The organism is Streptomyces sp. NPDC050528 (assembly GCF_044457795.1).
GTDB lineage: Bacteria > Actinomycetota > Actinomycetes > Streptomycetales > Streptomycetaceae > Streptomyces.
Genome location: NZ_JBITHH010000003.1, coordinates 337,672 through 351,031, shown reverse-complemented (window position 1 = coordinate 351,031; position 13,360 = coordinate 337,672). Strand labels below are relative to the sequence as shown.

At 71.4% G+C, this 13,360-nt stretch carries 9 protein-coding genes; 4 read left to right on the top strand and 5 right to left on the bottom strand.

Annotated elements, in window-relative coordinates; genetic code table 11:
* The first annotated feature begins 11 nt into the window (after nt 1-11).
* From ACIBK4_RS13005 to ACIBK4_RS12995, 3 genes are read left to right on the top strand one after another with little or no spacing between them, the layout of a single operon-like run.
* Nucleotides 12-1,808 (top strand): alpha-galactosidase D, encoded by a 1,797-nt coding sequence (locus ACIBK4_RS13005; protein ID WP_398994703.1) that lies wholly within the window; start codon nt 12-14, stop codon nt 1,806-1,808.
* Nucleotides 1,809-1,828: 20 nt separating this feature from the next.
* Complete coding sequence (locus ACIBK4_RS13000) at nt 1,829-4,204, top strand: glycosyl hydrolase family 95 catalytic domain-containing protein (protein WP_398994702.1); 2,376 nt, start codon at nt 1,829-1,831, stop codon at nt 4,202-4,204.
* Nucleotides 4,201-5,427 carry an SGNH/GDSL hydrolase family protein gene (locus tag ACIBK4_RS12995; protein WP_398994701.1) on the top strand — a complete coding sequence of 409 codons (1,227 nt, stop codon included), beginning with the start codon at nt 4,201-4,203 and terminating at the stop codon, nt 5,425-5,427. Before ACIBK4_RS13000 ends, ACIBK4_RS12995 begins: the two co-directional genes overlap by 4 nt.
* 18 nt (nt 5,428-5,445) lie before the next feature.
* On the opposite strand, the gene ACIBK4_RS12990 is transcribed toward ACIBK4_RS12995, so the two are convergent.
* From ACIBK4_RS12990 to ACIBK4_RS12970, 5 genes are all read right to left on the bottom strand, one after another.
* Nucleotides 5,446-8,409 carry an AAA family ATPase gene (locus ACIBK4_RS12990; protein WP_398994700.1) on the bottom strand — a complete coding sequence of 988 codons (2,964 nt, stop codon included), beginning with the start codon at nt 8,407-8,409 and terminating at the stop codon, nt 5,446-5,448.
* A gap of 76 nt (nt 8,410-8,485) precedes the next feature.
* On the bottom strand, nt 8,486-8,836 hold the full coding sequence (locus tag ACIBK4_RS12985; protein WP_366430655.1) for a UBP-type zinc finger domain-containing protein: 351 nt from the start codon (nt 8,834-8,836) through the stop codon (nt 8,486-8,488).
* On the bottom strand, nt 8,833-10,290 hold the full coding sequence (locus ACIBK4_RS12980; RefSeq protein WP_398994699.1) for an ATP-binding protein: 1,458 nt from the start codon (nt 10,288-10,290) through the stop codon (nt 8,833-8,835). Before ACIBK4_RS12980 ends, ACIBK4_RS12985 begins: the two co-directional genes overlap by 4 nt.
* A complete protein-coding gene (locus ACIBK4_RS12975; RefSeq protein ID WP_366430657.1) occupies nt 10,287-11,963 on the bottom strand; it encodes an FAD-dependent oxidoreductase in 1,677 nt (558 codons plus the stop codon). The genes ACIBK4_RS12980 and ACIBK4_RS12975 overlap by 4 nt, the downstream gene beginning before the upstream one ends.
* A 120-nt stretch (nt 11,964-12,083) precedes the next feature.
* Complete coding sequence (locus tag ACIBK4_RS12970) at nt 12,084-12,437, bottom strand: VOC family protein (RefSeq protein WP_398994698.1); 354 nt, start codon at nt 12,435-12,437, stop codon at nt 12,084-12,086.
* A 50-nt stretch (nt 12,438-12,487) separates the two neighbouring features.
* On the opposite strand from ACIBK4_RS12970, the gene ACIBK4_RS12965 reads away from it, so the two are divergent.
* On the top strand, nt 12,488-13,360 hold an 873-nt coding region (locus ACIBK4_RS12965; RefSeq protein ID WP_398994697.1), incomplete at its 3' end, for a universal stress protein.

Here is a 13,360-nt window from a genome sequence, read left to right as displayed (position 1 = left end):
GGAGCCCGACGATGTACTCCCTCACGCCCGTCCGCGCCCTGAGAGCCATGGTGGTCCTGGCCCTCACCGCAGGCTTCGCCACCTACCTCCCCGCCGCCCAGGCGGCCACCCCCACGGCGGACACCGCTGCGCCCGTCGCCGCCAAGCCCTATATGGGCTGGTCGAGTTGGAGCATGCAGTCGTCCAAGTACCCCGGCCTCAACCCGGACGGCGACTACAGCTACCTGACCGAGGCGAACGTCACCAAGCAGACCGACGCGCTGGCCTCGAAGTTGAAGAAGTACGGCTACAACTACGTCAATATCGACGCCGGTTGGTGGCGCGCGAACGACTGGACGCCGGAGTACGACCAGTACGGCCGCCAGAAGGCCGACCCGAAACGATTCCCCAGCGGCATGAAGGCCGTCGCCGACCGCATCCACTCCAAGGGCCTCAAGGCCGGCATCTATCTGCCGGCGGGCCTGGAGAAGGAGGCGTACAACGACGGCAAGACGCCGATCTGGAACGCCGACGGCTGCACCACCGCCGACATCGTCTACAGCGACCTGCGCACCACGAACGGCTGGGACAGCTCGTACAAGCTCGACTTCTCGCGGCCCTGCACCCAGAAGTACATTGATTCGCAAGCCCAGTTGATCGCGGACTGGGGTTACGACTTCCTCAAGCTCGACGGTGTCGGTCCGGGGTCCGGAAAGAGCGGCGACCAGTACGACAACGTTGCCGATGTGGCCGCCTGGAACAAGGCCATCACCGCCATCGGGCGCCCGATCCACCTCGAACTGTCCTGGTCCCTGGACTACGGACACGCCGCCGACTGGAAGAAGTACTCCAACGGCTGGCGCATCGACACCGACGTCGAGTGCTATTGCAACACCCTTGTCAGCTGGGAGAATTCGGTCGACGACCGCTGGGACGACACCCCGGCCTGGACGGGCCAGGCAGGCCCCGGCGGCTGGAACGACCTCGACTCCCTCGACGTCGGCAGCGGCGCGATGGACGGCCTGACGAAGGCGGAGCGGCAGAGCTACGCGACCCTCTGGGCCGTGGCCAAGTCCCCGCTGTTCACCGGTGACGACCTCACCCGCCTCGACGACTACGGCCTCTCGCTGCTCACCAACCGCGAGGTCATCGGCGTCGACCAGAGCGACGCACCGCCCGCGCGCCCGATCACCCCGTCGGACTCCCAGCAGGTGTGGGCCGCGAAGAACCCCAACGGCACATACACAGTGGCCCTGTTCAACCTCGCCGACGCCCCCGCCGCCGTCTCCGCGAACTGGTCGACCCTCGGCTTCACCGGCAAGGCTGCCGTCCGTGACCTCTGGAACCACGAGGACCTCGGCACCTACACCAACAAGGTCACCGAGGCCCTGCCCGCGCACGGCTCGCGCCTCTTCACCGTCACCCCGCACGGCAGCGCCGTCACCACGACCGCCTACGAGGCCGAGGCCACCACCAACACCCTGTCCGGCAACGCCGTCGTCGCCGACTGCTCCGCCTGCTCCGGCGGCAAGAAGGTCGGCAACCTCTACGTCGGCGGCAAGCTCACCGTCAACAACGTCGTCGTCGCCAAGGCCGGCACCTACCAGGTGAAGGTCGCCTACGTCAGCGGCGACTCCCGCTCGGCGAGCGTCTCCTCGAACGGCAACGCCGCGACCAGCCACAAGTTCCCGTCCACCGGTGACTGGGGGACGGTCGGGGCGGTCTACGTGCCGGTGAACCTGAAGGCGGGCGCCAACACGATCACCTTCGACAGCGGTTCGGGCTACGCGCCGGACATCGACCGCATCGACGTCCCCACCACGGCCTGACCGAGCCACCAGGAGCCGCAATGAACCCCGAACCGTCCCCCCTGCTGCCCAGACGCGACCTGCTCGCCCTCGCCACCGCGACCGGCGCCCTGGCCGCCCTCCCGACCTTCACCGCCTCCGCCGCACCGCAGCGCCCCGACGCCTCCGCCGACGACAACTCGGCCTACGGCAGCGGCGGTTCGCTGAACACGCTGTGGTGGCAGGCCCCCGCCGGCGACACCTCGATGATCGAACAGGGCCTGCCCGTCGGCAACGGCCGGCTCGGCGCCCTCGCGAGCAACGACTCGGGCCACGAGGTCCTCCTCGTCACCGACGCCACGATGTGGACCGGCGGCCTGAACGACACGCTCGACTCCGACGGCCAATTCCCTTACGGTCGTGCCGACTTCGGGTCCCTGACCCTGCTCGCCAAGCTCACGGTCGATATCCCCGACCACGACCTGGGCGCCGTCTCCGGCTACCGCCGCACCCTCGACCTCGACCGGGGCGTGGTGGGAGCCTCCTACGTCCGCTCGGGGGTGACGTACCGGCGGGAGATCTTCTCCAGCCGCCCCGACGACGCGATCGTCCTCCACTTCAACCAGAACGGCGGCGGCCGCTACACCGGCACGATCACGCTGGAGGGGACGCACGGCGAGGCCGCCGCTACCTCCTTCGGTGCCGCGTTCGCCAACGGCCTGAAGTACGGCGCCGCCGTCACCGCCTACGGCAGCGGCGGCAACGTCACGGTCAGCGGCGCGAACATCACCTTCGCCGGCTGCAAGGACCTGACCGTCGTGGTCAGCGGCGGCACCAACTACGCGCCCGACCCCGCGCACGGCTACCGCGATCCCAAAGCCGACCCGCAGAAACTCGCCCGCGCCAAGGTCCGCGCCGCCGCCGGGCACTCGGCCGACACCCTGCTGCGCACCCATGTCGCCGACCACCGCGCGGCGTTCGGGACGTTCGGCCTCTCGCTCGGCGAGTCGACCGCCGAGCAGCGCGCCCTCGACACCTGGGAGCGCATCCAGCTGCGCGCCACGAGCGGCGAGCCCGACCCCGAGCTCGAGGCCGCCTACGTGCAGTTCGGCCGCTACCTCATGGTCGGATCGTCGCGCGGCAGCCTGCCGATGGGCCTCCAGGGGGTGTGGCTGGACGGCAACGACCCGGACTGGATGGGCGATTACCACACCGACATCAACATCCAGATGAACTACTGGATGGCCGACCGGGTGGGCCTGTCCTCGTGCTTCGACGCGTTCACCGACTACTGCGTCACCCAGGTGAAGGACTGGACCGAGCTGACCGGCAGGCTGTTCCAGGACTCCCGCAACCGGTACCGCAACACGTCCGGGAAGGTGGCCGGCTGGACCGTCGCCTTCTCCACCAACCCCTATGGCGGGCTTGGCTGGTGGTGGCACCCGGCGGGCAACGCCTGGCTGTGCAACAGCCTTTGGGAGCACTACGAGTTCACGCACTCCCGGACCCACCTGGAGAAGATCTACCCCCTCCTCAAGGGAGCCTGCGAGTTCTGGGAGGCACGGCTGGTCACCACCACCCTGGACAACGGCAAGGAGGTACTGGTCGCCGACCACGACTGGTCGCCCGAGCAGGGTCCGCAGGACGCCAGGGGCAACACCTACGCCCAGGAAGTGGTGTGGACCCTCTTCGCCAACTACGCGGCGGCTTCCGCGGAGTTGCAGCGGGACAGCGGGTACGCGAGCACGATCTCGGGACTGCGCAGGCGGCTGTACCTGCCCGTGGTGAGCCCGAAGTCCGGCTGGCTGGAGGAGTGGATGTCGCCCGACAACCTCGGCGAGACCACCCACCGCCACCTCTCCCCGCTGATCAACCTGTTCCCCGGCGACCGCATCCGCCCCGACGGCTCCACCCCGAAGGACATCGTCGACGGCGCCACCGCCCTGCTCACCGCGCGCGGCATGAACAGCTTCGGCTGGGCCAACGCCTGGCGCAGCCTGTGCTGGTCGCGCCTCAAGAACGCCGACAACGCCTACCAGTTGGTCGTCAACAACCTCCGCCCGTCGGAGAACGGCACCAACGGCACCGCCTTCAACCTCTTTGACATCTACGAGGTGGAGACGGGCCGCGGGATCTTCCAGATCGAGGCCAACTTCGGCACCCCGGCGGCCGTGACCGAGATGCTCCTGTACTCCCGCCCCGGCCATCTGGAGCTGCTGCCCGCCCTCCCGGACGCCTGGGCCGAGTCCGGCTCGATCACCGGGGCCGGCGCCCGCGGCGGCTTCGTCGTCGACCTGAGCTGGAAGAACGGCAAGCCCACCGAGGTGAAACTCCGCAGCGTCGGCGGTCGCACCACGACCGTCGCCCACGGCGGAAAGACCCGCACCGTGACCGTCAAGCCGGGCGGATCCGTCACGTTGAGGGACTTCGCCCGGTGAGCGCGAGACGGGCACGACTGCGCCGTACGGCCGCACTGCTCCTGCTCGCCGCCGCCTTCCAGGCCGGACCCGCACACGCACAACCGCAGGCACAGACACAGGTGAAGGCCGTGAAGGACCCGAAGGACGTCATCACCTGGGGATCGAGCGCCGACCACCTGGGCGACGGCGTCGCCGACCGCGGCTACCGGCTGGTCGTGCACACCAGCGTGGCCGGCAGCGATCTGCGGATCCGGCTCTCCAATGCCTTCGGCGACCGGCCGCTGACCTTCGACGACGTCTACGCCGGTGTGCAGAAGACGGGGGCCGCGCTCGTCCCCGGCTCCAACCGGCGGCTCACCTTCGACGGCGCGAAGTCGGTCACCATCCCCGCGGGCGCGGTCGCCTACAGCGACCCGCTCCCCGGCAGGCTGCCCGCCGGGACCAACCTCGTGGTCAGCATCCACAGCCCGGACGCGGCGGGCCCGGCGACCGGCCACGGCATGGCCATGCAGACGTCGTACGTCACCCAGGGCGACCACACCGGCGAGGAAGGCGCCGGGGCGTGGACGGACACCACCGGCTCCTGGTACTACCTCGACGCCGTCTCCGTACGGCCGAGCGCGGGCATCGGCGCGGTGGTCACGCTCGGCGACTCCATCACGGACGGCTGGGCCTCCACCTCGGACCTCAACCGGCGCTGGCCCGACTACCTGGCCCGGCGACTCCAGAACGCCGACACGTCCGTCAAGGGCGTGGCCAACGAAGGGATTTCAGGCAACAAGGTCCTCGCGGACGGCGCCGGGCAGAGCGCCCTGAACCGGCTGCAGCGCGATGTGCTGTCCCACCCCGGCGTCCGCACCGTGTTCCTCTTCGAGGGCGTCAACGACATCAAGGCCCACTCCGGTGTCACCGCCCAGGACCTGATCGCCGGCTACCGCGAGATCATCGACCGGGCGCACGCGGCCGGGAAGTGTGTCGTCGGCGCCACCGTCGGCCCCTTCAAGGGCTGGCCCGAATGGGACGCGGCGGGCGAGGCCGTACGCCAGGAGGTCAACGAATTCATCAGGAGCAGCGGGGAGTTGGACGCGGTCACCGACTTCGACCACATCCTCCGCAGCCCCTACGACCACGAGAGGATGCTCCCCTTCTTCGACGGCGGCGACCACATCCACCCCAACGACAAGGGGATGGCGGCCATGGCCGACGCGGTCGACCTCAAGAGCCTCGACTGCGCGAAGTGAGGTTCGGTCGAATGAGGTTCAGCCGGACGCCGTCGCCTCCGGGGTGATCAGCCCCTGGCGATAGGCGATCGCCACCGCCTCCGTACGGCTCGCGGCGCCCAGCTTCGCGAGGATGTTGGAGACGTGGACGCTCGCCGTCTTGCCGGTGATGAACAGCTCCTCGCCGACCTGGCGGTTGCTGCGGCCCAGCGCGAGCAGCCGCAGCACGTCCCGCTCGCGGGCCGTCAGCGGCGAGGGGCGGTCACCGGCGTCCGGCGCCGGGTCGCCCAGACGGCCACGGCGGATCAGCGTGTCCAACCGCGTGAGCAGGGGAGCGGCGCCGAGCCGGGCGGCCGTCTCCCGTGCCTCGGCAGCCTGGGCGGTCGCGTCCTCACGGCGATCGGCCGCCAACAGGGCCTCGGCGTACCGGAATTGGCAGCGCGCTCGTTCGTAGACATCGCCGTAGCCGAACGCGGTCACCGCCTTGCCCCAGGCCTCCGCGTCCGGTCCGGTGGCCGCCCGTATCCACTCCGCCTCGGCGCGGGCCAGCCACGCTTGTCCTTCCGGCCCCTGGGGCCGGGCGGTGCCACCCTCGCCGGCCACGGACCGGGCCAGCTCGACGAGTTCCGTCGCGGTGTCCGTCCAGCGGCGCACCCCCGCCTCGTCGCCGGTCAGCCGGAGTTCGGTGGCCCGGTCTGCGACCGCGGCCAAGGCGAGGGCGGCGAGCCGGACCGTCAGATCGGGACGCCGGCCGGAGTCGTCGGTGAGCGCGGCGACCGCGGTACGCACCTGCTCCACGGCCGCCTCCGGGTCGCCCTGGAGGGTGGCCGCGTCGATCAGCGCGATGCTCGACACCATGACGGCCATCCAGTCGAACGGCCCGTCCAGCAGGGCCCGGGCGCGCTCCGCCGCCCCCAAGTCACCGCGCGCCAGCGCCACATACAGTGCGGGCCCCATGGTGAAGCCGCCCGCGTGCGGCAGCACTTCCGCGTCACTCGCGGCGGCCTTCACGCACTCGTCCCAGCGGCCCAGCGTGTACAGCACCAGGAGTTGCATATAGCGCATCTCCAGCGGATACGGCGACGAGAGCAGCCCGGCGCGACGGGCCCGGTCAAGACCCTCGGCGAGCCAGGGCAGTGACTCCTCCAGGTTCCCGGACTCGAAGTTGCCGATGGCGAGGTGGAACAGGGCGCGCATCTCCACGGGCGCGTGCCCGGACTTCCGGGCCAGCTCGCGTGCCTGCGCGAGCCGCTCCCGGCCCTCCCGGGTGCGTCGGCCGCCCTTCTCCAGCGTGGCCAGTGAGATCATCAAGTCGGCCCGGGCGTCGGTCAGTTGGAGTTCCTCGGCGGTGCGCAGGGCCTGGCGGGCGACCCGCAGGGCGGTCTCGTCGTCGCCGACCTGACGCGCCGCCAGCACATGCGTGGCCGCCGCCCACACCCAGGTCCGCGAGGGCGGTTCGGCGGGGATCATCGCCAACGCCTCGCTGCTGTACTCGAACGCGGCCGTGAGGCTGTCGACGTCCATGAGATTCCCGGCCAGGGTGTAGCGGACGCGGGCGGCCAGCTCGGACTCGGTGTCCTGGCCGATCCCGGCGAGCGCGGACCGGGTGAGGGCGACCGCGCGGTGCGAGTCCCCGGCGTGGGCCGCTGCCGCCGACGCGCGCAGGGTGAGGGTCACACTGACGATGCCCTCGCCCGAGGGCCGGGCCCCCGGGTCGACCGACGACCACAGATCGAGGACGGTTTCGAGATGCCGTAGCTCCTCGGCGGGCGCTCCCACCCGCTGGGCGTGGTCGGCGGCCTCCAGGGAGGCGGCCAGGGCCTCGGCCAGGTCGTGGCTCTCGCGGTAGTGATGGGCGCGCTCCGCCGCGCTCTCGGCCGGGTGCCCGCGTCCGGCGAGGAGGCGGGCGAACGCGCCGTGCTGCCGGGAACGCTCGCCGGGGAGGAGATCGGCGTACACGGCCTCGCGGGCGAGGGCGTGCCGGAAGGAGTAGGTGTCGGCGTGCCCCGGGACCAGGAGCTGTCGCTCGACGGCCTCGCGCAGCGCCGACTCCAACTCGTCCTCCGGGAGTTGGACCGCGTCCCGGAGCAGGTCGTACTCGACGCGGCGGCCGGCGACGGCGGCGGTGCGCAGCACCTGCTGGGCGGTGTCGGAGAGCTGCTCGAAACGGATCAGCAGGACGTCGGCCAGACCGCTCGGCACCCCGCCCGCCTCCATGTCGCTCGCGGCGAGCAACTCCTCGGCGTAGAAGGCGTTTCCCTCGGCGCGCTCGACGATCCGGCGGACCGTGCCGTCCGGCACCGGGCCCGTGCGCAGCGCGCGCACCAGCCGGGCGACCTCCGCGTCCCCCATGGGCCGCAGCTCCAGCCGCTCCACGGCGGGCAGCCGCACCAGCTCGGCCAGCAGGGGTCGTAGGGGATGGCGGCGGTGGAGGTCGTCCGCGCGGTACGACGCGAACACCGCGAGGCGGTGGGTGGGCGCGCCGCCCGCCGGGCGCTGGAGGATGCCGCGGCTGAGCAGGAAGCGGAGCAGGTCGCGGGAGGACTGGTCGGCCCAGTGCAGGTCCTCCAGGACCAGGAGGAGGGGAGCGATGTCCGAGAGGTCGGCGAGCAGTCCGGCGATGCCCTCGAAGAGCCGCAGCCGGACACCCGCGTCCCGGGCCGCGTCCGAACCGGCGCCCAGCAGCCGGTCCACCGCCGGATGCGCGGCCAGCGCGGCGGCGAAGCGTTCGTCGTCGGCGAGCACCCCGAGGATCTCGGTGAAGGGGAGATACGGCAGACCGACGTCACCGAGGTCGACGCAGTGGCCGGTGAGCACGGTCATCCCGGCGGACGCGGCCCGCCCGGCGATCTCGTCCAGGACCCGCGTCTTGCCCACGCCCGCGTCCCCGGCGATCAGCACCGCCCCGGCCGCACCCGCGCGGGCGCGCTCCAGCACACCGGCGAGGCGGGCGAGTTCCTCGTCCCGGCCGATGAGCGGCGCTGCTGCCACGGATGACGTCACGACCCCATCCTGGCACGCACCACTGACAACGCACCTGGCCACCGGGCGGGAGACGGCCCCCGCCCGGCACGCCGGGTCAGCGAAGGGTCTCGGCCCAGTTCGCCGGCACGCGTCCCGCGGGACCCGGCACCGGCTGGTCCTTCGGGTGGCTCACCGGGGCGGCGAGCTCGGGACCGGAGTCGTAGAGCTCGGAGGTGGTGAAGTTCCAGAACCAGTCCTCGCCGGGTTCGTAGCTCTGGATGAACGGGTGTCCCGTCGACTGGAAGTGGGCCGTGGCGTGCTTGGCGGGGGAGTCGTCGCAACAGCCGACGTGACCGCACTGCGCGCACCGCCGGAGGTGGAACCACCAGCCGTCGGCCGCGTCGCACTCCACGCAACCCGCCCCGCTCGGCGGGACGTTCGGCTCGATTCCTGCGATGTCGCTCATGCGGACTCCTCGGGCGTCTCGTTGTCGACGGCGGTGAGGGGGAGCAGGACCTGGAAGCGGGTGTCGCCCGGCACCGACTCCACCTGGAGGGTGCCGTGGTGCTTGTTGACGACGATCCGCCAGGAGATGTCCAGACCGAGCCCCGTGCCCTCGCCCACCGGCTTGGTGGTGAAGAACGGATCGAAGATACGGCTCCGGATCTCCTGCGGCACACCGGGCCCCGTGTCCCGGAACTCCACCATCAGCTGATCGCGCTCCAGCGCTGTCCGCACCGTCAGCGTGCCGGTCCCACCCGAACTCTCCATCGCGGAGACGGCGTTGTCGATCAGGTTGGTCCACACCTGGTTCAACTCGGCCGGATAGGCGGGGATCTTGGGGAGCGTACGGTCGTACTCTTTCACGACCTTGATCCGGTCGCCGAACTTGCCCGCGAGCATCAGCAGGGTGCTGTCGAGGAGTTCGTGGACGTCGGCCACCTGATAGGGCGCGCGGTCCAGCTGCGAGTACTGCTTGGCGGCGCCGACCAGGTTCGATACCCGGGTCGTGGAGTCCTCGATCTCCGACATCAACAGCTCTGTCTCGACCGTGTAGTTGAGCCAGCCGATCGCGCTCGGCAGGATCTCCGCGTCGACGGCCGCGGCGACCTGGTCCAGCCACTCGATGTCGAGACCGGCCTGCACGAAGGTCGGCGCGATCTGCCAGGACTCCGTGATGTCGTGGTCGTCGAGCCAGTCGGTGAGGGCGTCCTCGCGGTCCGAGGCCTCCAGGGGGCTCAACGAGGGTGCCTTGGCGACCCGTTCGGCCGTGCGCTCCTGGATGTCGATCAGGTTGGCCAGCGCCTCGCGCGGATACCGGCCCGCGGAGATGACCCGCAGCTTGTGCCGCATCTTCGCCACCCGCTCGCGCAGCGCCGAGGTGGCGCGCACGGCAGCGGCGGCCGGGTTGTTGAGCTCGTGCGTCAGCCCGGCCGACAACGAGCCCAGCGCCAGCAGCCGTTCACGCTGGCTGATCGCCAACTGGCTGCTCTTCTGGCCGAAGAAGAGTCCCTCCAGCAGATGGACCGCCATCGGGAACCACTCGCTCATGATGGCCGCGAACGTCTCGGCGGGCAGCACGAAGAACCGCGTAGTCTCCGTCACCCGCATCGAGTTGAGGTACACCTGCTGCACCCGGTCCCCGATGTAGGCCTGCATCGCGCCCGTGTACACCCCGCGCTGCGAGGTCCGGGCGACCTCCACGTCGTCACCGCCCACCCGGCGCGACAGCACGACGGTGCCCTCGATCATGACGTAGAAGCAGGTCGCGGGATCGCCCTCGGTGTAGACGGGCCCCGGCTCGAACTGCTCCACCTGCCCGTCGCAGCACAGCCGGCCGAGCTGCTCCGGCGTCAGCTTCTCGAACAGGAACAGCGTGCCGATCTCCTGCGGGCTGCACGGCAGCACCTGCCCGCTCATGACTGCTCCAGGTAGCGGTGGACGAGCATCACGGCCATGGCTCCCTCTCCGACGGCGGACGCGACCCGTTTCGCGGACTCGGCGCGCGCGTCGCCCGCCACGAACACGCCGGGAATGTTGGTCTCCAGGTGGTACGGCGGCCGGTCCAACTCCCAGCCCGCGGGCGGCTTTCCGTCCGCGGTGAGGTCCGGCCCGGACAGGATGAACCCGCGCTCGTCCCGCTGCACCGAGCCGTCCAGCCAGTCGGTGAGCGGAGCCGCGCCGATGAACACGAACATCCACTGCGCGTCGACGAGTTCGGTCGCCCCGCTGTCGGTGTCGCGCAGGGTGAGCTGCTCCAGATGGTCGCTGCCGTGCGCGGCGTCCACCACGGTGCCGGTGCGCACGGAGATGTTCTCGGCCTCGTTGATCTGCTGGATCAGGTAGTACGACATCGACGCGGCCAGCGAGCCCCCGCGTACCAGCAGCGTCACCGACTTGGCGCCCTTGGACAGGTACATCGCCGCCTGGCCCGCCGAGTTGGCGCCGCCGACGATGTACACGTCGTGCCCCTGGCAGGACGCGGCCTCGGTCAGCGCCGAGCCGTAGTAGACCCCGCAGCCCGTCAGATCGGGCGTGCCGGGCGCCTCCAACTGCCGGTACGACACACCGGTCGCGAGGATCACGGCGTGCGCGGCGACCGCCGAGCCGTCCGCGAACCGTACGACGCGCGCGGAGCCGTTGACCTCAAGTCCCGTGACCTCGCGGGCCGTCAGGATCTCGGCACCGAACTTTCCGGCCTGCCGCCGTGCCCTGTCGGTGAGTTGGGCCCCGGACACCCCGTCCGGGAAGCCGAGGTAGTTCTCGATGCGCGAACTCTGCCCGGCCTGACCGCCGGTCGCCGACCGCTCGACGAGAACGGTCCGCAGCCCTTCCGAAGCCCCGTACACGGCCGCGCCGAGTCCCGCCGGACCACCGCCGATGACGACGAGGTCGTAGAAGTCGGCCGTCGGTGTGGTCGCGAGCCCGACCTCGGCGGCCAGTTCGGTCGCCTCCGGCTCGACCAGCACGTTCCCCTCGGCGGTGATGACGAGCGGCAGCCGCTGCCCGTCCTGCCCGGCGGCGGACAGCAGCCGCAGCCCCTCCGGGGTGTCGGCCGAGTACCAGCGGTACGGCACCTGGTTGCGGGCCAGGAACTCCCGTACGTCCGAGGAGCGCGCCGACCACCGGTGCCCGACCACCTTCGTGGCGGGCACGGGCCGGTAGTCGCTGTTCCGCCACGCCTCCAGGAGGTCGTCCAGGACCGGGTAGAGCTTCTCCTCCGGCGGGTCCCACGGCTTCAGCAGATAGTGGTCGAGGTCGACGACGTTGATCGCGTCGATCGCCGCGTCCGTGTCCGCGTAGGCGGTCAGCAGCACCCGGCGCGCGCCCGGATAGACGTCGAGGGCCTGCTCCAGGAACTCGATGCCGTTCATCTGTGGCATGCGGTAGTCGGCGAGGATCACGGCCACGAGATCCCCGCGCAGCTTCAGCTCACGCAACGCGTCCAGCGCGGACTCCCCGGACTCCGCGCGCACGATGCGGTACGACTCGCCGTAGCGCCGCCGCAGGTCACGGGCGACGGCACGGGAAACCCCCGGATCGTCGTCCACGGTCATGATGACGGTCCGCGCGGCTTCGGCGGCCTGTGCCATACGTCTCCCACCCCGAGTGGTCGGCTTCACGGCACGGCGGCGCCGTTGTCACCGCGCCGGCTCCCCACCATCGTATGGTCGATCGCCCCGGTCCGCTCCGCTACGCCTGATACGGCGGCCTCAGGGGCGGCGGGAGCGCAACACGCAGAACTCGTTCCCCTCCGGATCCATCAGCGTCACCCACGACACCTCGCCCTGCCCGACGTCCGCGGTCCGCGCCCCCAGGGCCAGCAGCCGGATCACCTCGGCCTCCTGGTCGTCGGGCCGGAAGTCCAGATGCAGCCGGTTCTTGACGGTCTTGCCCTCGGGCACCGGCACGAACAACAGCCCCGGCAGCCGCTCGGGCTCCGGCCGGATCTCGAACTCGTCCGCCGCCTCGCCGACCACCACCCACCCGAGCGCCTCGGCCCACCAGCGCCCCAGCGCGACGGGGTCGGCCGAGTCCACCACTACCTGCTCCCACTCCAAGGTCATAGTGAAGACTGAGGCCGACGCACGTCACCGCACCACAGGGAGGCCACCGAATGACACGCCCGATCACCGCAGGGGTCGACGGCTCGGCGGAGAGCCTCGCCGCACTCGCCTGGGCGGGCCGCGAGGCCGTACGGCGGGGCCTGGCGCTGCGGGTCGTGCATGTCTGGCGGTACGAGGAGCACCAGGCCCTCGACGCGGGGGACCGGGAGACCCAGGACCGCTGGGTACGGGACGCGGCGGCCGAGGCCGCTCGGACGGTCGCCGAACGCCACCCCGGCCTGGACGTCACCACCGATGTCCTGGAGGGCGACCCCGTCGACAAGCTGACCGCCGCCGCTGCCGACGCCGAACTCCTGGTCCTCGGCTCACGCGGCCACGGACCCGTCGTCGGCTTCCTGCTCGGTTCCGTCGGCCAGCAGGTGATCGCCGATTCCGTACGGCCCGTCGTGCTCGTGCGTGCCGGGGACGAAGCCGCCGGGGAGGCCGCCGGGCGCGAGATCGTCGTGGGTCAGCACGGGGACCCCGAGGACAGCGCCGCCGCGCTGGGCTTCGCCTTCGAGACGGCGGCGGCACGCGGCGCCACGGTCCGTGCCGTACGGGCGTGGACGCTGCCGCCGGTGTTCGCCTACAGCCCCGCCTCGATGAAGCTCCTCGACGAGGCCGGCGGCCTGGAGCCGTACGAGAAGAAGGGCCTCGCCGAGGCGCTGGAACCGTGGCGGACGCGCTTCCCCGATGTGCCCGTGGTCGAGCACGTGGAGATCGGCAGCGCGGGGCAGGTGCTGCTGTCGCTCGCGGGGCGGGCCCAGTTGATGGTCGTCGGGCGGCGGGGGCCCCCCCCCGCGGGGGGGGGGGCGGGGGGGGGGGGGGGCGCCCCGGGGGGGCCCCCCCCCGGGGGGGCGGGGGGGGGGGGGGCCCCCCCGGCG

Bases quoted from the DNA above. Each gene is read 5' to 3' on its own strand.
- ACIBK4_RS12975 (WP_366430657.1), bottom strand. From the start codon at position 11,963: ATGGCACAGGCCGCCGAAGCCGCGCGGACCGTCATCATGACCGTGGAC.
- ACIBK4_RS13000 (WP_398994702.1), top strand. From the start codon at position 1,829: ATGAACCCCGAACCGTCCCCCCTGCTGCCCAGACGCGACCTGCTCGCC.
- ACIBK4_RS13005 (WP_398994703.1), top strand. From the start codon at position 12: ATGTACTCCCTCACGCCCGTCCGCGCCCTGAGAGCCATGGTGGTCCTG.
- ACIBK4_RS12980 (WP_398994699.1), bottom strand. From the start codon at position 10,290: ATGAGCGGGCAGGTGCTGCCGTGCAGCCCGCAGGAGATCGGCACGCTG.
- ACIBK4_RS12970 (WP_398994698.1), bottom strand. From the start codon at position 12,437: ATGACCTTGGAGTGGGAGCAGGTAGTGGTGGACTCGGCCGACCCCGTC.
- ACIBK4_RS12985 (WP_366430655.1), bottom strand. From the start codon at position 8,836: ATGAGCGACATCGCAGGAATCGAGCCGAACGTCCCGCCGAGCGGGGCG.